Here is an 18,676-nt window from a genome sequence, read left to right as displayed (position 1 = left end):
GTTGAGCACTCAGGGCGAGCGACGGCTCGGCAACATACAGGCGGCGGCATCGCGGCGGCCCGGCAGCGGCCCGGTAGCGGCCCGGCAGCGGCTCCGCCGGGGCCCGCATGCGGCCCTGCCCGCGGTGTGTACGGTCACGTGGATCGGTGGTGAGGAGAACGAGTGAACTGGGTTGATCTGCTGGTCGTGTTGCTGGCCTTGCTGGCGGCCGTTTCCGGTGGCCGGCAGGGCTTGGTCGTGGCACTACCGGCGTTCCTCGGTGTGCTCGCCGGTGCTGTCCTCGGTATCCGGGTGGCGCCGAGTATTGTCGATTTCTTCGACGATCCCGTCGCCAAGGTCGCCTTGGCGATGGCGACGGTAGTCTTCCTCATCGCGCTCGGCGAGACCTTCGGCGTGTGGATCGGTCGCACGATCAAGGAACGCCTCGCGTCGCCGAAGCTGGCCGGGGTGGACCACACGCTCGGTGCAGTGGTGCAGGGCGCCGTGGTCTTCGTCGTGGCGTGGCTCATCGCCGTCCCGCTGACAAGCGTCAGCGGGCTTCCGGGGTTGACCTCAGCGATCAACAACTCGGTGGTGCTCGGTGGCGTCAACGACGTGATGCCGCCGCAGGCCCAGCGGCTACCGAACGACCTACGTAACCTGCTGGACGTATCCGGCTTCCCCACCTTCGAGCAGCCGTTCGCGCAACCGCCCGCACCGGACGTGGAGCCGCCGGACCCGCAGCTGCAGTCCAGCCCCGTCGTGCAGGAGGTGCGGCCGAGCGTGCTCAAGATTCGCGGTGACGCGCCGTCCTGCGGTCGTGCGCTGGAAGGCACCGGTTTCGTGATCTCCCCGCAGCGGGTGATGACCAATGCGCACGTGGTGGCCGGTACCGAGGCGGTCAGCGTGGAGACCGGCGCCGGTGCGCTCCCAGCCACGGTTGTGCACTTCGACCCCGGCACGGATGTCGCGGTCCTGGCGGTCCCGCAGTTGCAGGCCCCTGTGATGGACTTCGCGCCGCAAGCCGGCCGCCCCGGCGACAACGCCATCGTGCTCGGCTACCCGCTGGACGGCCCGTACACCGCGACGTCGGGGCGTATCCGGGACCGCACCAACCTGCGGGGGCCGGACATCTATGACCGCGCGACGGTGCAGCGTGACGTGTTTACCGTGCGCGCCGAGGTGCAAAGCGGCAACTCCGGCGGGCCGATGATCGACCCGCAGGGCAATGTCCTCGGAGTGGTCTTCGGCGCGTCGGTGCAGGATCCGGACACCGGTTTCACCCTCACCGCGGACCAGGTCGAATCCGAGGTCCAGGCCGCACCCGGCATGACCCAGGAGGTCGGCACCGGCCCCTGCGTGTGACGAGAGCGTGTACGGGGACGGTGCGGCTGCCCGAGAATGCTGGCCGGTGCCGGGGGGTTGGTGTCATACTGGAACGTACTAGCCGCATCTTTCCGGCGCACCGGGAGATGCGTGACATCCGCGAATGTTCCGTCCCGGACCCCGGCGGCTCGCCGAGCAGAGCCGGGAGTCTTCATGTGGTCATCAGTCGGCAACGCCCCACCCGTCGGGCCGAGGAAGCCGACCGAGTTCGCCGAGCTGGCTCGTCGTGTCAAGCGGGCCGGGCTGTTCGAACGGCGGCGCGGCTATTACATCGCGCGCATCGCCGTGAACCTGGCGGTACTGGCAGGTGCCTGCGTGCTCTTCGTGCTCATCGGCGACTCGTGGTGGCAGCTGTTCACGGCGGTGTTGTTCGCGATCACGTTCACGCAGCTGGCCTTTGTCGGTCATGACGCAGGGCACCGCCAGATCTTCCGGAGCAAGCTGGCCAACGACGTGATCGGCTACGCCCATGGTGGGATCGTCGGGATGAGCTACGGGTGGTGGGTCGGTAAGCACAACCGCCACCACGCGAACCCGAACCACGAGGACGACGATCCCGATATCCACATCCCGATGTTCGCCTTCACCCAGGGCCAGTCGACCGTGAAGCGCGGGTTCCTGCGATGGATGGCGAAGTACCAGGCCATCCTGTTCTTCCCGGTACTGCTGCTCGAAGGGCTGAACCTGCACTGGACCGGCCTCCGTGCCGTGTGGCGCGGTGAGGTGGCGTTGCGCAAGCTCGAAGCGGGGTTGCTGATCGCGCATCTCGGCTGCTACCTCGCGCTGGTGTTCGTGGTCCTGTCGCCGCCGATAGCGGTGGTGTTCATCGCGGTGCACCAGGGGTTGTTCGGCCTGTACATGGGATGTGCGTTCGCCCCGAACCACAAGGGCATGCCGACGCTGTCCGCGGACGACTCCCTGGACTTCCTGCGAAAGCAGGTCCTGACCGCGCGTAACGTGCGTGGCGGCCCGTGGGTCGACGCAGTGCTGGGTGGTCTCAACTACCAGATCGAGCATCACCTGTTCCCGACGATGCCGCGCCCGAATCTACGCTCCGCGCAGATCATGGTGCAGCAGTTCTGCGCGGAGCACGGCATCAGCTACAGCCAGTGCGGGCTGCTGCGGTCTTACGGGCACGTGCTGCGGTACCTGCACGAGCTCGGTGCGCCGCTGCGCGCGGAGCGACTCTGACGGCCGCGAGCTGTGGCGCCGCTCAGCGCATCTCATCCAACCACTCGACGAGCAGCTGAGATGTGCGTTCCGGGGCTTCGAGGTGGGGGTAGTGGCCGATGCCGGGCAGCCGCTCGAAGCGGGATCCCGGGCCGGACCACGGGGCACAGGAGCGCGCCGTCTCGGGCAGGATGCAGCCGTCCTCGGTGCCGTGCAGCTGGAGCACGGGACGTACGCAAGGCCGGCCGACGGCGGCGGCGAAGCGCCTGCCTTCCGCGCGCAGCTGCGCGCGCAGCGCCCACCGGTAGTACTCGAGAGCGCAATGCGCCGCTCCGGGCACGAGCATCGCCTGGCGCAGGCGGGACGCCACAGCGGGCAGGTCCGGGCTCTCCCGCCAGGCCGGTCCCGACCAGGAACGCAGCAGGGTCTCCACAGCCGCGGCCCCGTGACGCATCAGCGCGCGTTCGGCAAGTATCGGCAGCTGGGCCCGGAAGACGTGCGCGGCAGCCCGGAGCTGGCTCGGGCGGTGCGGCCGGACAAGGCCGCGAGCGATCGCGCGCCGGTACGCCAGCGGGTGCGCGGCGCCGACAGCGCCGATCGAGTCGACGACGCGCGGGTGCAGCTCGGCGACCGTCCAGGCGAGCATCCCACCCCAGGCGTGCCCGACCAGGTGCGCGCTGCGGGTCCCGAGCGCCCGTACCAGCCCTGAGATGTCCCCGGCCAGGGTCCACGCGTCGTAGCCGCGCGGGGTCTTGTCCGAGTCCCCGTAACCGCGCAGGTCGACGGCGACCGCGTGGTAACCGGCCTCGGCGAGGTCGACGAGCTGCCGGTGCCAGACCCACCAGCACTCCGCGAAGCCGTGCAACAGGACGACGACCGGGCCCGAACCGAGCTCGGCGACGTGCAGCGAGATGCCGTTGGCGGAGATGTCCCTGTGCGTCCACGGGCCGGGAACGCGGATGCTGGACGGGTCGGGGGTCGGTGTCACCGCGATCGGGCCGGTGCCGAGTCGCTCACGGGCGGCCTTGGCTGCCGTGCGGCGCGCCGACACCACCTTCGTGCTCGGCGGGCGTGCTGGGGACGTCCGCCTCGTGTCCGCGCCGGAGGCTCGCCGCGGTGTCCTTGACGCTGGTGATGGTGCGTTCCGGCGCTCGCAACCTGCGCACCTTCCGGTACCCGAGGTAGGCGAAGACCCCGGCGGTGACGAGCATGAGCAGGAAGACGATGCCGAAGGACGCCCAGCGCATCAGCCATTCGGACAGCAGCTCGCCGAGGAAGAAAAAGAAGAAGAACGAGCTGTACAGCGCTACGACCCCGGCGATGATGAAGTAGACGCTGCCCCTGACGCCCTTCTTGACCTCGCCGACGACCTCGGACTTGGCCAGCTCGAACTCGGCTCGGACGAGTGTGGACACGTGCTCGGAGGCGTCTCGCACCAGCGAGCCGATGGACTGGTCACCACCCGCGCCGTTGCCGCCCTGCTCCTCCGACAGGGGAAGGTAGGGCATGCCCGCTGCGTCGTGGCTCTCGCTGCGTTGATTCACGGGGCCAATCGTGCCATGGAACACTGTGGTTGATGCACTGACCTCGATTGTCGCGTGTGTCCCCTGCTCGCACCCGTCGGCGGGGGCAGGTTCGCTCGGCCGCGTGTCCGGCGACGGAACCCCTTGTGACCTGTGACGGAGAACACGATCTCGGTTGCTGATCTCCTTTCCATCAGCCGTCGGGCTGATATCGTGCTGCTCGCAACCGAACGGACGAGGCCGGGGAAGTCGAGGTGCGAGCGGTCATGATACGGCAGCTGTACCTTCCGCGGCCGAGGCTGTCCGGACCCTGCTTCGTGGCCGGGGTGCCCGCCGGTGAGCTCGCCTCCGCGGCACCGTCACGTTCGACCGGCACCAATGGATACAGCAGTACTTGGGGCCACCACGGAAGCGGATGCCCCCCGTCGGGTAAGGCGAGGTGCTGACAGCACACCGTTCCGGGATGCTGTCGCCGGATAGTCTTTCCCTGCCGTGCATCCGTTGAAAGGGCGGCTTCGTGGTACTGCCATTGGTTCTCAGCCTGCTCATTCTCGTCGCGGTGGCCGCGCCCGTCCTCGATCGGTTCGTCGGGAGGGCAGCCGGCTGGCTGCTGGCCGTGATCTTCCTCGCGCTCGGTGCCGTGCTGGCCGTGGAAGCGCCACGCATCATCACCCACGACGAGGAGATCGAGTTCTCCGCGCCGTGGATGCCTGCCATCGACGTGCTGTTCGACTTCCGTCTCGATGGCACCGGCCTGCTGTTCGTCATCCTGGTACTCGGCGTCGGCGCGCTGATCATGGGATACTCGGCGCGCTACTTCAGCCGGGGCAAACACGGCGACTACTACTTCCTCATGGCGCTGTTCGCAGCCGCCATGTTCGGGCTCGTCGTCGCAGATGACGTGGTGCTGCTGTTCGTCTTCTGGGAGCTGACGACCGTCTGCTCGTTCTTCCTGATCGGACGAACCGGACACTCCGCGAACCAGCCCGCGATACGTACGCTGCTGCTCACCGTCGCCGGTGGACTGGCGTTGCTCGGTGCCGTCATCACGATGATCGTCCACATCGGCACCTCCCGGCTCAGCGTGATCCTGGCCGATCCCGCGTGGCAGGAGGATCCGGCGTTCGCGACCACCGCCGGTGTGCTGGTCATCGTCGCCGCGTTCACCAAGTCGGCGCAGTTCCCGTTCCACTACTGGTTGCCGGACGCGATGGCGGCGAGTACGCCGGTCAGCGCGTACCTGCACGCCGCGGCGATGGTCAAGGCGGGTATCTACCTGCTGATGCGTTTCTCGCCCGCGCTGGCGGACAACGTCACCTGGAACGTCCTGCTCATCGGCGTCGGGTTGCTGACGGCGATCATGGCGGCGTTGTTCGCGTTACAGCGTCACGACCTCAAGGAGCTGCTGGCCTACTCCACGGTGAGCCAGCTCGGGTTCCTCGTCGCGGTCATCGGCATCGGGACGCCGGGGGCCCTGGCCGCCGCTGGTGTGCACACGCTGGCGCACGCGCTGTTCAAGGCGACGCTGTTCATGCTCGTCGGCGTGATCGACCGGGAGGTCGGAAGCAGGGATATCCGTAGGCTGACCGGCTTGCGCCGGGTCATGCCGATCACGGCGGGCCTTGCCGCGCTGTCGGCGCTGTCCATGGCCGGTGTGCCACCGCTGCTGGGCTTCATCTCCAAGGAGAAGCTATTCGCGAGCTACCTCGAGGCCCCCGGCCCCGCGATGGTGGGCCCGCTCGTCGGAGCCGTCGCGGTGGTCGGCGCGATACTGACGTTCGCGTACTCGTTCCGGATCGTCTACGGCGCCTTCGGCGGGCCGACCACACAGACGAGGCTGCGGGAGCCCTCGCTGGTGTTCCTGCTACCGGCCGCGGTCTCCTCGATCGCCGGGCTCGTGCTCGGGTTCTTCGCGGGCTGGCTCGACCCGCTCATCGACCGCGTCGTCCTCGACACGCGTGGCACCCCGGGCGAGATTCACCTGGGCCTGTGGCACGGCGTCGCCCCTGAGCTGTACATGTCGGTGGTCACCATCGCCGTCGGTGTGGTGCTGTTCCTGCGTCGCGAGTTCATCGACCGGTTGCTCGACCGCCGGCTGTTCCCGGTGACCGGAGTGCAGGTCTTCGAGCGGTGCCACGCCGCCGCGATCACCTTCGGCGCGCGGGTCGCCGAGCTCACCAGGACGTTCTCACCGGCTCGGCATCTGGCCGTCCCGTTCGTGGTGCTCACCGCATTCGGGATGGGAGCGTTGCTGACGGGCGTGCGCGTCCCCGCGTTTCCCGAGCCGGTCACCCGGCCGATCGACTGGCTGCTGATGGCCCTCATCGCCGGGGGGACCGTCGGGATCGTGCTCACCCGGTCACGGTTGGCGGGACTGGCCCTGCTCGGCGTGATCGGGTTCGTCATATCGCTGTTCTTCTTCATCCTCGGCGCTCCGGACGTCGGGCTGACACAGCTGCTTGTCGAGGTGCTCACGGTCGTGGTGGCCGTGCTCGTCCTCCGCAGGCTGCCGAGGTCCTTCCACCCGACGGGTGCGTTGCGGAAGTCGGTGGCCGCCGGGGTCGCGCTGCTCGCGGGCGGCGCCGCCGCGGTCGGTACGTTCGCGTTCACCGGGCGGCGGGAGATCTCCGGCGCGGGCGAGTACTTCCTGCAGGAGGCCGAGGAGGAGACCGGCGGCACGAACGTGGTCAACACGATCCTCGTGGACTTCCGTGCGCTGGACACCCTCGGCGAGCTGACGGTCCTCGGCCTCGCCGGCGTGGTCATCCTCGCGGTGCTCGAGGTCAACGGCCTGATGGGTGGGGACCGTAGCCCGCAGGCGGCGCGGTACATCGGGACCCCGATCGGTTCGCCGACCGGGAACACGATCCTGGCGCGCACGGTCGGCCGCTGGCTCGCCCCGCTGCTGGTCCTGCTGTCGCTGTACCTGCTGGTGCGCGGTCACGGCGAACCCGGTGGTGGCTTCATCGCCGCACTCGTCGGTGGGGCCGGGTTCGCGCTGGCCTACCTGAGCGCATCCTCGGCGCAGGCCGCACCGATCCGGTGGCCCTACGTCGGGTTGATCGCGGGCGGCGTCGGTGTGGCGACCCTCGTCGGCGTACTCGGGTTCGGCGACGGCGGGTTCCTGCGGCCGTTGCACGCCGATATCCCGCTGTTCGGCGGCGGGTACTACCACTTCAGTACGGCGCTGCTCTTCGACATCGGCGTGTACCTCGCCGTGATCGGCGTGACTGTGACGGCGTTGAACCGGCTGGGTGTGGAGGACGTTCCGCCTGGCAGGGAGGCAGGCGACCGGCGCAGCGATCCCGATGGCAGCGTCGCCGCCGAGCCGGATGAGGTGCGCGAGCCGGACTCGCGGTACGAGACCACGGAATCGCTTCCGGGATCGGGAGGTCGCCGATGAGCTTGGCGTTGGTGGTTGGTGTTCTTGTCGCAGGCGGGACCTTCCTGGTGCTGCAACGCGGCATGGTGCGTATCGCGTTCGGGTTCGTGCTGCTCGGGCACGCAGCGAACCTCGTGCTGCTGTCGGCGGGCGGCGCTGCGCGGCGTGGTGAGCCGTTGCTGTCGATCGCGGACCTGGCTACGGCTGCGGATCCGTTGCCACAGGCGTTCGTCCTGACCGCGATCGTGATCGCCTTCGCGATCACGATCTACATGCTCACCCTGGCCGGCGCGGGCGAAGGGGACGATGACACGGAGGACCGTCGATGAGTCCCGCACTGTTGCCGCTGGTCGTCATCGTGCCGCTGCTGTCCGCGGCGCTGCTGGCTGTCGCGCGCCACGTCGAGGTGTTGCGGCGCGCGGTGCTGCTCGGGGTCAGCGCCTTCGCGTTGGCGTTCGGGACCGTGCTGTGCTTCACGAGCTGGGACGGCGTCGTGATCGCCCACGCGGTGGGGCTGTGGCCGAGCGGAATCGCGATCCCGTTCGTCGCGGACATGTTCAGCGCGCTGATGATCACGGTTACGGCGCTGCTGACGTTGCTGTGCTCGATGTTCGCCATCGTCTCCGGGGACGACCGGCGCCCCTACTTCTCCGCCCTGGTGCTCATGCTCTCCGCCGGGGTGTACGGGGCGCTGCTCACCGGGGACCTCTTCAACCTGTTCGTGTTCATCGAGGTCATGCTGCTTCCCTCGTACGGGTTGATCGCCGTGCTCGGGGGCAGGGACCGGTTGCCTGCCGGTCGCCTGTACGTCGCGATGAACCTGCTCACGTCGACGATCTTCGTAGCCGGTGTCGGGTTGGTGTACGGCACCGCGGGAACCGTCAACATCGCCGAGCTGGCCGGGGCCGCCGCCGAGTCGTCCGCGGTCGCGGCGGCCGCGTCCGTGCCGCTGATCGCGCTGTCGGTGAAGGCGGCGGTCGTGCCGGTGCACGGATGGTTGACCAGCACGTACCCGGCGACCTCACCCGCGCTGACGGCCCTGTTCTCCGGGCTGCACACCAAGGTCGCCGTCTATGCCATCTACCGCATCTACGCCGTCGTGTTCGACGGCGGCACTGCCTATACCGGCCTCATCCTCCTGGTGTTGTCGTTGACGATGCTGGTGGGCGTGTTCGGTGCCGTCGGCCAGGAGTCGATGCGCTCGATCCTGGTGTTCAACATGGTCAGCGGTATCGGGTACATCCTGCTCGGTGTGGCGCTGTTCGGGCCGCTCGGCCTGATGGCCGGCATCTTCTACCTGGTGCACCACATGATCGTGAAGGCGTCGCTGCTGCTGTCGACCGGCGCGATCGAGGTCAGCTACGGAACGGACCGGCTCGGCTCGGTCAGCGGTATCGCCCGGACGGAACCGCTGATCGCTGCCGCGTTCATGGGGTCGGCACTGTCGCTGGCGGGGATACCGCCGTTCTCCGGGTTCGTCGGCAAGGTCGCCATCGTGAAGGCGGCCGTGGACGAGCAGCAGATCGCGATCGCCGTGGTCGCCGTCGTGGTCAGCCTGTTCAGCTTGATGTCCGTACTCAAGATCTGGCGGGGCGTCTTCTGGGGCCGGGCACACGAGGACGAGGTGCACGCGGTGAGTGCCCGCCGTCCCGGCGCGCTGCTCACCCACGCCCCACGGACCCTTGCCCTGCCTGGCCTGGTCCTGACCGTGGTGACGTTGGGAATCGGGCTCGGTGGCCAGGGCATGCTCGTGCTTTCGGAGCAGGCCGCAGCCGGGCTGCTCGACGTCAGTGGCTACATCGAGGCGGTGATCGGTTCGTGATCAGTTTGCTGAGCTGGCCCATGCGGGCGCTGGGCTGCCTGCTGTACTTCATCTGGTTGCTCCTGCGCTCGAACATCGCTGTGGCCTGGGACATCGTGACCCCGCGCAGCAACATGTCGGCAGGGATTGCGCGGCTGCCACTGCGCTGCCGGTCGGACCTGGAGATCACCATGCTCGCCAACATGATCTCCCTGACTCCGGGGACGTTGACCCTGTCGGTGTCCAACGACCCGCCGGAGCTGTACGTGCACGGCATGTACGCCCCGGATGTCGACGAGTTCCGCGCCCAGCTGTACGAGCTGGAGACCCGGATGCTTATCGGGATGCGCCGGTACGGCGATGTGGGCGAGTTACCGGCCGAGATGCGCGGCCGGATGGGAGGCGGGTCATGAGCATCGTGCTGGATATCGCGCTGGTGGTGGTCGCGCTGACACTGCTGCCCGCGAGCTACCGGATGATTACCGGTCCGAACGACAGTGACCGCGCGGTGTCGGCCGATCTGGTGTTCTTCGGCTTCATCGGGGTCGTCGCGTTGCTCGGCCTGCGGATGGAAACGGACATCGTGCTGGACGTCGTGCTGGTGGCCACCATCGTCGGGTTCCTCGCGACGCTGTCCATCGCTCGCCTGGTGACCAGGGGGTACCGATGAGTTTCGCGCTGAACGTCGCCGGCACCTTCCTGATCGTGCTCGGCGCCGTGGTGTTCGCCCTTGCCGGTGTGGGGCTGCTGCGGCTGCCCGATCTGTACTCGCGCATCAGCGCGATCACCACGGCATCGGGGCTCGGACTGGCACTGATCCTGCTCGGCGTGCTGCTGCACGAGCCGAGCACGCTCAATGCTGCCAAGGCGCTGCTGGCCATCGTGGTCAACCTCGCCACGGCCGCGGTGGGCGGGCACGCGCTCGGCAGGGCCGGTTACCTCACCGGCGCCCGGCTCAGCGACCGGACCCGCTACGACCACCTGAGCCAGTAGCCCGTGTGCCGGGCCCGCCGGCCCACCGTGTCGGGCGCCATGAACCCGACACGGCGGGCTGAGCGGGTCGGCACGGCGAGGGATCAGTCCTCGTCGGACCCCTTGTGCAGGCCCGCGGAGATCAGATCCATCACGGAGGAGTCTGCGAGCGTGGTCACGTCGCCGACCTCCCGGTTCTCGGCCACGTCCCGCAGCAGGCGCCGCATGATCTTGCCGGAACGGGTCTTGGGAAGCTCCGGTACCACCATGATCTGGCGCGGTTTCGCGATCGGCCCGATCTCGCCCGCGACGTGCTGGCGGAGGGCGTTCACCGTCTCGCTGTTGTCGGCGTCCGAGGCGGTCCCTCCCGCGGTGCCGCCGCGCAGGATGACGAAGGCGACCACGCCCTGCCCTGTGGTCTCGTCGGTCGCTCCCACCACGGCGGCCTCGGCCACGTCGGGGTGGGAGACCAGCGCCGACTCCACCTCCGTGGTGGAGATCCGGTGCCCGGAGACGTTCATGACGTCGTCGACCCGGCCGAGCAGCCAGATGTCGCCGTCGTCGTCGTACTTCGCGCCGTCGCCCGCGAAGTAGTAGCCCGCGTCCGCGAAGGTCGACCAGTACGTGTCCTTGTAACGCTGGTCGTCGCCCCAGATCGTGCGCAACATACCGGGCCACGGCTTGTCGATGACCAGGTAGCCACCGGAGCCGAACGGCACCTCGGTGCCGGAGTCGTCGACGACCTTCGCGGAGATGCCGGGAATCGGGCGCTGCGCCGAGCCGGGCTTGGTATGCGTGACACCGGGTAGCGGGGAGATCATGATCGCGCCGGTCTCGGTCTGCCACCACGTGTCGACGATCGGTGCCGACCCGCCGCCGATGTGCTCGCGGTACCACATCCAGGCTTCCGGGTTGATCGGCTCGCCCACGGTGCCGAGCAACCGTAGCGAGGACAGATCGTACCGGGCGGGGATGTCGTCCCCCCACTTCATGAACGTGCGGATCAGGGTCGGCGCGGTGTAGTACAGGGAGACCCTGTAGTTCTGCACGATCTCCCAGTGCCTGCCCTCGTGCGGGGTGTTGGGCGTCCCCTCGTACACCACCTGCCTCGCCCGGTTGGCCAGCGGACCGTAGACGATGTAGGTGTGCCCGGTGACCCAGCCGATGTCGGCCGTGCACCAGTACACGTCCTCCCCTGCCTTGTGGTCGAAGACCGTGTGATGGGTGTAGGCCGCCTGCGTCAGGTACCCACCGGAGGTGTGCAGGATTCCCTTCGGCTTGCCCGTCGTTCCCGAGGTGTAGAGGATGAACAGCGGGTGCTCGGAGTCGAACGGCTGCGGGGTGTGCTCGTCGGGCTGCGAGTCGAGCAGCTCGTGCCACCAGAGGTCGCGGCCCTCCTGCCACGGGATCTCGCCGATCTCGTCGCCGGTGCGGCGCACGACGAGGAGTTTCTCCACGCTCTCGGCACCGTCCAGTGCCTCGTCGACGGCGGACTTCATGGGAGCGGCCTTGCCCCTGCGGTACTGGCCGTCCGAGGTGATCACGACCTTGGCGCTGGCGTCATCCACCCTGGTCCGCAGTGCGGCCGGGGAGAACCCACCGAAGACGACGCTGTGCATCGCGCCGATCCGGGCGCAGGCCAGCATCGCGATGATGGCCTCGGGGATCATCTGGAGCTGGATGGCGACCCGGTCGTGAGCCGACACTCCGAGCGAGGTCAACGCGTTGGCTGCCCGGCAGACCTCGCGCTGCAGTTGCGCGTAGGTGATGTCGCGCGTGTCGCCGGGCTCGCCGACCCAGTGGATCGCCACCTGGTCGCCGTGTCCCGCCTCGACGTGCCGGTCGACGCAGTTGTACGCGACGTTGAGCTTGCCGCCCACGAACCATTTCGCGAACGGTGCCCCGGACCAGTCGAGCACCTGGCTCCACCGGGTGTCCCAGTGCAGCCGCTCGGCCTGTTCCGCCCAGAACCCTTCGCGGTCGGCGTCGGCCTTGGCATAAGCGTCCGTGGTCGCGTTCGCCTGCGCCGCGAACTCGGCACTCGGCGGGAACGTGCGGCTTTCGCTGAGCAGGTTGTCGAGCGCGGGGGATTGCTCTGCCATGGTGCGGGGCCTCCTCGAGATCTTCGATGCCAGTGACCGTGTCGGCCGAATGCCGGAATGCCACTGTGACACAAGCCATCGGTGATGCCGGTACAGTACTGACGCTAGTACTCCAGCGGAACGGTTGCACCCGTATCGCATGCGAGCGGTTGATCTCGCCGCACGGCTGGTCCGAATCGCCAGCCCGGTGGAACGTGGCCGGTGGTTTCTCGGCGAGTGGTGGTTGACCGGGGCTTGACCGGCGCCGGCACGGGGTTGATACGCGGAGCGTGCCGGGCGGCCGATAGCGTTGACCGCTGTGAGCGACCCACTTGCCCCTCTCCTGGACCTCCCGGACGTTCCCGACGCGGTGCGCGCGGCCCGCGACGCGGTGGACGCGGTGCACAACCATCCCGTCAACCGGCGGGGGTGGCCGACGACCGCCGCGGAAGCCACGGTGCGCGCCGCCCGCGCCTCGGCGGCGATCGAGGGCGCCGACGTGGAGCTGCCGGAGGGCGGCGAGGTGGACGAGCCGATCCTGGCGGGGGCGTTGCGGGTGGGCGAGGCCCTCGGGTCGCTGCTTCCCACCTGGCAGCGAGCGCCGCTGCAGGTCCTCGCCAGGCTGCACGTGCTGGCGGCCTCCGACTTGCAGCCCGATTCGGAGCAGCTGGGCAGACCGCGCCGGTCCGGTGACGCCCCGGAACGTATCGAGATGCTGGCGCAGCTGCTCAGCGGGAGCACCTCGGTTCCGGGGCCGGTACTGGCCGCTGTCGTGCACGGTGAGCTTCTCGCGCTCGAGCCGTTCGGTACGGCGGACGGCGTGGTCGCCCGCGCGGCAGGCAGGCTGACCATGATCGCGACGGGGCTGGACCCGAAGGGGCTGTGCGTCCCGGAGGTCGCTTTCCTGCGTCGGATGCGTCGTTACCGCGAGGCCGCCCAGGGGTTCGCGGGTGGCGAGCCGGAGGGCGTCGGGACATGGCTGCTGCTGTGCTGCGAGGCCTTCGAGGCCGGAGCGAAGGAAGGGCTCAGCATCGCCGATGCCGCGGCCGAGGAATGACCTCGCGCCGCAAAAAGATGGCGGCGCCCGCCGGCCGGAACCGGCTGACGCCGCCGCGTGGCGCAGGCTATCGGGTTACCATGCGTGCGTTTCGTGTCGTACTCAGTAGGACTCGGCGCCCGGCGTCCCGGTACGCAGTCCGTTTCACGACAAGCCTCCCGCGGCGTGCTCCGCGTGGGTGCCCGAAGTCCGCGCACGGAGTCCCTTCGGGGTGGATGAGACTTCTCCTTGTCTCCTCCCTGGCCTCCAGGAGTCCGCACCTTCTTTCTACCCAGTGATCTCTGCCACTGCAAGGGCGTGGTGCGGTGCACCGGTACAGTGCGCGGATCCCGTGACTCGACCTTGCTGACCTGCTAGGATGCTGTTCATGTGCCTGGGGAGGTATCACCCTCAGGATCCTCAGGACGTGCCCTTCCTGCGGTGCCGGAAGCCGTACCAGGTGGCTCCCGCGGCGACCGCACCCACGCCCACACCCAGCGCCACCGTGGTCGCGCTCGGGATCCTGGTCCGCATCGAGACCGGCTTCGTGAACAGCAGCACGGGCCACTCGCGTGCGATGGCTGTGCGGCGTAGTGCCTTGTCCGGGTTGACCGTGCACGGGATCCCCACGGCCTCGAGCAGCGGCAGGTCGGTGCTGGAGTCGGTGTAGGCGTAGCAGCGGTCGAGGTCGTAGCCGTGTGTCTCGGCCAGCCTGCGCGCGGCGGTGGCTTTCTCCTCGCCGTAACAGTAGAACTCGACCTCGCCGGTATACCTTCCGTCGGAGATCTCCATGCGCGTGCCGACGCACATGTCCGCGCCGAGCAGCTCGGCGATCGGTTCGACCACTTCCGCGCCGGTCGCCGACAGCACGATGACGTCGTGCCCCTCGGCCTTGTGGCCTGCGATCATCTCGACGGCCTCCGCGTAGATCAGCGGATCGACCACGTCGTGCAGCGTCTCGTGCACGATCGCGCTGACCTGGGCGACGTCCCAGCCTGCGCACAGCGCCGAGATCTGCTCGCGGAGCCGTTCGGTCTTGGCGGCGTCCGCTCCGGACAGCGAGAACATCAGTTGGGCGTAGGCACTCTTGAGAGCCGCACGCCGGTTGATCAGGCCTTGCCGTAGCAACGGCCTGCTGAACGCGAGCGCGCTGGACGAGGCGATGACGGTCTTGTCGAGGTCGAAGAACGCCGCGATGCGGCCGGCAGGCTCGGTCGCCGAGGCCGCGGCCGCCGTGTCGGGGAGGGGACCCATGTCAACAGCATAGGTTCTCGCGTCGGGTGTGACGTTCGGGGCGGCGATCGGGCCACAGGTTGTCCACAACACCCCTGTTGTCCACAACCGGAGTGTCGGGCTGTTGGGAGCGGGACCGCGCAGGCGCGACGGTGTGCGGTGTCCGTTCGGTCGAACCGAGCACAGCCGGAGAACGGGGGACGCCATGACGGGACAGCTGCCACTGGTCGTGGTCGACGACGAGGACCTTCTCGACCACGTCCTGCGGATCGCCGCGTCGGTCGGTTGCGAGGTGGAGTGCGCGCCGGACGCCGAGGCGGTGCGACGAGGCTGGTCGCGGGCTCCGCTTGTGGTGCTCGACGAGACCGCTCTCACGCAGTGTGCAGGCAGGGATCTGCCGCGGGCGAGCTCGGTCGTGCTGGTGTGCGCCGCCGAGCTCGCCGCGCACACCTGGCAGCTCGTCTTCCGTACCGGGGTCGAGCACGTGCTGACGTTGCCGGGCGAGGAGTCCTCCCTAGTCGCCGTGTTCGCCGATGTGGCGGAGGGGCCGAGCGGCGGGGACGGCCGCGTGGTCGCGGTGGTCGGCGGGCGCGGCGGCGCGGGCGCCTCGGTGTTCGCGGCCAGCATCGGCGTGGCTGCCAGCCGTTCGGGAGGGGAGGCCGTGCTTGTCGACTGTGACCCGCTCGGCGGAGGGATCGACCTGGTGCTCGGCGCGGAGTTCGACGCCGGTTCGCGGTGGCCGGATCTGAGCCTCGGCTCGGGTCGGGTGTCGATGAGCTCGCTGCGTGATGCGCTACCCCGGATTTCCTACGGTAGCGGCGAGCTCTCGGTGCTCTCCTGCGCCAGGGACGGCGCGAGACCGGAGCCGGACGGGGTGGCCGCCGTCGTCGACGCCGGTAGGCGTTCCGGCGCCACCGTTGCGTGTGACCTCTCTCGCGAGCTCGCGCCGTGCGATCGCCGCGCGGCCGAGCTGGCCGACCTGGTGTGCCTCGTGGTTCCCGCTGAGGTGCGCGCGTGTACCGCGGCAACGCGGGTGCTCGAACGGCTGCGGCCACTGTCCGATCGGCTCGCCCTCGTGGTGCGCGGGCCCGCGCCGGAAGCGTTGTCGGCAGAGGCGATCGCCGAGGTGGTCGGACTGCCTGTGCTCACGGTGATGCGGGCGGAACCGCGGTTGGGCAGCGCGCTCGAACGGGGCCAGTTCGATCCCCGGCAGCGCGGACCGCTCGCCACCGGCGCGCGGGACGTCCTGCGCGCGTTGTCGGGCGCGTGTGACGAGCAGGTGGGAGCGGCGTGATGCGTGGGGAACGGCTCGGCAACGCGGGAGCGGCGTGATGCGTGGAGACCTGGTCGAGCGGGTTCGTCGCCGGATCGCGGTCGACGGTGCAGATGTGCGGCCGTCGGCTGTCGCGGATGCGGTGCGCGCCGAGATCGGCGGCGTCGCCGCGCACGGCGATGTTCTCGCCGCGTTGCACACGTTGCGTGACGAGTTCGAGGGGGTAGGCCCGCTCGAGAAGCTGGTGAGCGACCCGGCGGTGACCGATGTGCTCGTCACCGCCCCGGACCAGGTGTGGGCGGACGGCCCGGAAGGGCTGCGCCGGACCTCGGTCACGTTCCCGGACGAACCCGCGGTACGCCGCCTCGCGCAGCGGCTCGCGCTGGCCGCAGGCCGCAGGTTGGACGATGCCCAGCCCTATGTGGACGGTTGGTTGCCTGGGACGGACCCGCATCGTCAGGTGCGGTTGCACGCGGTGCTGCCGCCCGTGGCCCCGGACGGCACATGCCTGTCGTTGCGGGTGCTCCGGCCGACCACCTACGATCTGGCGACGCTTGCGCGGCTGGGCACGCTGGACGCCGGGACGGAGGCGGTTCTCGCGGCCGTGGTCGCGGCCCGGCTGGCCGTTCTGGTCACCGGCTGTACGGGGTCCGGCAAGAGCACGCTGCTCGGAGCCCTGCTCGGCGCGGTGCCGCATGCCGAGCGGATCGTCTGTGTCGAGGATGCCGGTGAGTTGCGACCTGTCCATCCCCAGTTCGTCAGGTTACTGGCCCGTCCCGCCAATGTGGAGGGAGCGGGGGAGATAACCGTGTGTGACCTGGTGCGTCAAGGGCTGCGGATGCGGCCGGACCGGATCGTGGTCGGCGAGGTCCGCGGCAGGGAGGTCTGCGATCTGCTGAACGCGCTCAACACCGGCCACGACGGCGGTGCAGGGACGCTGCACGCGAACTCGCCTGCGGAGGTGCCTGCCCGGCTCGAGGCGCTCGCCGCGCTCGGCGGTATGCCGCGCGAGGCGCTGCACAGCCAACTGGCCGCGGCCGTCCAGGTCGTCCTGCACATGCGGCGTTCGGCAGGCGGCGGCCGCGTGCTTGCCGAGATCGGTGTCCCACGCAGGGCCCGGGGCGAGGTCGAGATCGTTCCCGCGTGGCGGGACGGGCAGTGGGCCCGGTACGGGGACGCGCTTCGTGCCGCCCTCGACGATCGTGGGGTGCGGTGCGAATGCTGATCGCCGCCGTGCTGTCGCTGACCGCCGCCCTGCTGGGTTTGCCTGCCTGCCAGGGACGTGCCCGGTTGCGGGCGTTGCATGGTTCTCGGCGGGACCGGCGCGGCGGGCCGGCCGGACGCGGCCTGTGGCCTGTCGCAGGGCTGGTCGTGATCTGCGCAGGGGCAGGGCTCGTCCTCGGTCCCGCTGGTGCGGGCGTGGCTGCCGCGCTGGGCTTACTGGTCCGGCGGCAGCAGCGGGTGCGTGGCAGGGAGCGTACGCGTCAGGCCGCGCTCCGAGGACTGTCGGCGGGCCTGGCCACGCTGGTGGCGGAGCTGCGTTCCGGTACCCATCCGGCGCAGGCGGCGGAGGCCGCGGCCGAGGACGCCTCCGGCTCGCACCGCTTGGCGGGCGCGGTCCTGCGGCGGGTGGCCACCCTCGCGCGCCTCGGCGGAGATGTCGAGGCGGCACTGAGCGGTATGCCGGCCACCGGGCCCGTACCGCGGCGACCACTGGTCAAGCTGGCCAACGCGTGGCGCCTCGCGCAGCGCCACGGTGTCCCGCTCGCCGACGTGCTCGAGGCGGTACGTGGCGACCTGGACGCGGTGGCAGGCTTCACCGCCCAACACCGCGCGCGGATGGCGGGACCACGGACCAGCGTGCTGGTGCTCGCGGCATTGCCACTGCTGGGCCTGGCCCTTGGGCAGTTGATGGGCGCTCGCCCGCTGGACGTCCTCGGCTCGACCGCGCAAGGGCAGCTGCTGCTCGTGCTCGGCGGCGCGTTGCTGTGCGCCGGTCTCGCGTGGAGTGCCCGGTTGACCAGAACGGAGGTGCAGCTGTGAACGCGGTGGCCGTCGGGGTACTCGGTGTCGCTGTCCTCGCGTCACCTGCCGGTGCCGTGGCGGAGGCGCGGACGCGCCGGCTGCTCGTCACCGGGGTTACCCGCATGGGAGGAGGTCCGACCGTGGAGCAGGCTCTCCCGGCATACGCCGCGGTGGTCGCGGGTGTGCTGGCCGCGGCGGTGAGCGGTGGCTGGTACGCGCTCGCCGTCGCCGCGGCCGTCGGCGCGATTGTCTGGTGGGCGCGCCCACACGTGCGGGATGTACTGGCCCGCGCGCGGGGCTCGACGGCGGCCGAGCAGTTGGACCTGGCGGCGTGTTTCGACTTGCTCGCCGCCGGTCTGCGGGCCGGGTTGTCTGTCCAGGATGCGGTGCTCGCGATCACGGGGGTGCTGCCCGATCAGCCGGCAGGCGCGTTGCGGGCGACAGCCGATCTGCTCGCGCTCGGCGCCGATCCAGGCACCGCGTGGGAACCCGCGCTGGCGTGCAGGCAGACCGCGGAGCTGGCACGCGCGGCGCGCCGCGCCGCGATGTCCGGTACGGCGCTCGCGGGCGTGGCGCGTGAGCTCGCCACGAGGGTGCGGGCGCGGCTGGCCGAGCGCGCTGAGGAGCGTTCGCAGCGCGCCGGAGTACTCATCGCGGGACCCCTCGGGCTGTGTTTCCTCCCGGCGTTCGTCTGTGTGGGGGTCGCGCCCGTGGTGTTCGGGCTCTTCGGTGAGTTGACGACCGCGTACTGACCGCGCGACCGGGCCCGAGCTTCGAGATGTATCAGCGGTGAACGCTCACCCGGGGCGTTCGCG

17 protein-coding genes are annotated in these 18,676 nt (G+C 69.7%); 13 read left to right on the top strand and 4 right to left on the bottom strand.

What is annotated here, in order from left to right:
* Positions 1-162 precede the first annotated feature (162 nt).
* Together CHB84_RS13310 and CHB84_RS13305 are read left to right on the top strand one after the other, a co-directional pair.
* A complete protein-coding gene (locus CHB84_RS13310) occupies positions 163-1,344 on the top strand; it encodes a MarP family serine protease (protein ID WP_089301913.1) in 1,182 nt (393 codons plus the stop codon).
* A 174-nt stretch (positions 1,345-1,518) separates the two neighbouring features.
* Positions 1,519-2,556 (top strand): fatty acid desaturase family protein, encoded by a 1,038-nt coding sequence (locus CHB84_RS13305; RefSeq protein WP_089301912.1) that lies wholly within the window; start codon positions 1,519-1,521, stop codon positions 2,554-2,556.
* A 22-nt stretch (positions 2,557-2,578) separates the two neighbouring features.
* Here the strand turns inward: CHB84_RS13305 and CHB84_RS13300 are convergent, their stop codons facing one another.
* Positions 2,579-3,523: an alpha/beta fold hydrolase gene (locus CHB84_RS13300; protein WP_089301964.1), complete on the bottom strand. Its 945-nt coding sequence runs from the start codon at positions 3,521-3,523 to the stop codon at positions 2,579-2,581.
* A 25-nt stretch (positions 3,524-3,548) separates the two neighbouring features.
* A complete protein-coding gene (locus CHB84_RS13295; RefSeq protein WP_089301963.1) occupies positions 3,549-4,043 on the bottom strand; it encodes a phage holin family protein in 495 nt (164 codons plus the stop codon).
* Positions 4,044-4,575: 532 nt separating this feature from the next.
* Between CHB84_RS13295 and CHB84_RS13290 the strand changes: the two genes are divergently transcribed.
* The 6 genes from CHB84_RS13290 to mnhG are packed head-to-tail and all read left to right on the top strand — an operon-like array spanning position 4,576 to position 10,234.
* Positions 4,576-7,461, top strand: coding sequence for a DUF4040 family protein (locus CHB84_RS13290; RefSeq protein WP_089301911.1), 2,886 nt, complete (start codon positions 4,576-4,578; stop codon positions 7,459-7,461).
* Positions 7,458-7,769, top strand: coding sequence for a sodium:proton antiporter (locus CHB84_RS13285; RefSeq protein ID WP_089301910.1), 312 nt, complete (start codon positions 7,458-7,460; stop codon positions 7,767-7,769). The genes CHB84_RS13290 and CHB84_RS13285 overlap by 4 nt, the downstream gene beginning before the upstream one ends.
* A complete protein-coding gene (locus CHB84_RS13280) occupies positions 7,766-9,262 on the top strand; it encodes a monovalent cation/H+ antiporter subunit D family protein (protein ID WP_089301909.1) in 1,497 nt (498 codons plus the stop codon). The genes CHB84_RS13285 and CHB84_RS13280 overlap by 4 nt, the downstream gene beginning before the upstream one ends.
* The gene (locus CHB84_RS13275) at positions 9,259-9,654 is read left to right on the top strand and encodes a Na+/H+ antiporter subunit E (protein ID WP_089301908.1); all 396 of its coding nucleotides are present in this window, start codon (positions 9,259-9,261) and stop codon (positions 9,652-9,654) included. Before CHB84_RS13280 ends, CHB84_RS13275 begins: the two co-directional genes overlap by 4 nt.
* A complete protein-coding gene (locus CHB84_RS13270) occupies positions 9,651-9,911 on the top strand; it encodes an MrpF/PhaF family protein (protein WP_089301907.1) in 261 nt (86 codons plus the stop codon). The genes CHB84_RS13275 and CHB84_RS13270 overlap by 4 nt, the downstream gene beginning before the upstream one ends.
* Positions 9,908-10,234, top strand: a complete 327-nt coding sequence (gene mnhG, locus CHB84_RS13265) for a monovalent cation/H(+) antiporter subunit G (RefSeq protein ID WP_089301906.1) — start codon at positions 9,908-9,910, stop codon at positions 10,232-10,234. Before CHB84_RS13270 ends, mnhG begins: the two co-directional genes overlap by 4 nt.
* Positions 10,235-10,317: 83 nt before the next feature.
* On the opposite strand, the gene acs is transcribed toward mnhG, so the two are convergent.
* The gene (gene acs / locus CHB84_RS13260) at positions 10,318-12,315 is read right to left on the bottom strand and encodes an acetate--CoA ligase (protein ID WP_089301905.1); all 1,998 of its coding nucleotides are present in this window, start codon (positions 12,313-12,315) and stop codon (positions 10,318-10,320) included.
* A 298-nt stretch (positions 12,316-12,613) separates the two neighbouring features.
* On the opposite strand from acs, the gene CHB84_RS13255 reads away from it, so the two are divergent.
* A complete protein-coding gene (locus CHB84_RS13255) occupies positions 12,614-13,351 on the top strand; it encodes a Fic family protein (protein WP_089301904.1) in 738 nt (245 codons plus the stop codon).
* Between the two features lie 399 nt (positions 13,352-13,750).
* On the opposite strand, the gene CHB84_RS13250 is transcribed toward CHB84_RS13255, so the two are convergent.
* On the bottom strand, positions 13,751-14,584 hold the full coding sequence (locus CHB84_RS13250; protein ID WP_089301903.1) for an HAD family hydrolase: 834 nt from the start codon (positions 14,582-14,584) through the stop codon (positions 13,751-13,753).
* 184 nt (positions 14,585-14,768) lie between these two features.
* On the opposite strand from CHB84_RS13250, the gene ssd reads away from it, so the two are divergent.
* The 4 genes from ssd to CHB84_RS13230 are packed head-to-tail and all read left to right on the top strand — an operon-like array spanning position 14,769 to position 18,613.
* Positions 14,769-15,857 (top strand): septum site-determining protein Ssd, encoded by a 1,089-nt coding sequence (gene ssd, locus CHB84_RS13245; protein ID WP_089301902.1) that lies wholly within the window; start codon positions 14,769-14,771, stop codon positions 15,855-15,857.
* A 37-nt stretch (positions 15,858-15,894) separates the two neighbouring features.
* Complete coding sequence (locus tag CHB84_RS13240; protein WP_089301901.1) at positions 15,895-17,061, top strand: TadA family conjugal transfer-associated ATPase; 1,167 nt, start codon at positions 15,895-15,897, stop codon at positions 17,059-17,061.
* Complete coding sequence (locus CHB84_RS13235) at positions 17,055-17,879, top strand: type II secretion system F family protein (RefSeq protein ID WP_089301900.1); 825 nt, start codon at positions 17,055-17,057, stop codon at positions 17,877-17,879. The genes CHB84_RS13240 and CHB84_RS13235 overlap by 7 nt, the downstream gene beginning before the upstream one ends.
* Positions 17,876-18,613 (top strand): type II secretion system F family protein, encoded by a 738-nt coding sequence (locus CHB84_RS13230; protein WP_089301899.1) that lies wholly within the window; start codon positions 17,876-17,878, stop codon positions 18,611-18,613. The genes CHB84_RS13235 and CHB84_RS13230 overlap by 4 nt, the downstream gene beginning before the upstream one ends.
* The last annotated feature ends 63 nt before the right edge of the window (positions 18,614-18,676 follow it).

This window comes from Haloechinothrix alba, assembly GCF_900188115.1.
GTDB classification, from domain to species: domain Bacteria; phylum Actinomycetota; class Actinomycetes; order Mycobacteriales; family Pseudonocardiaceae; genus Haloechinothrix; species Haloechinothrix alba.
This window is presented reverse-complemented; position numbering and strand designations above follow the sequence as displayed.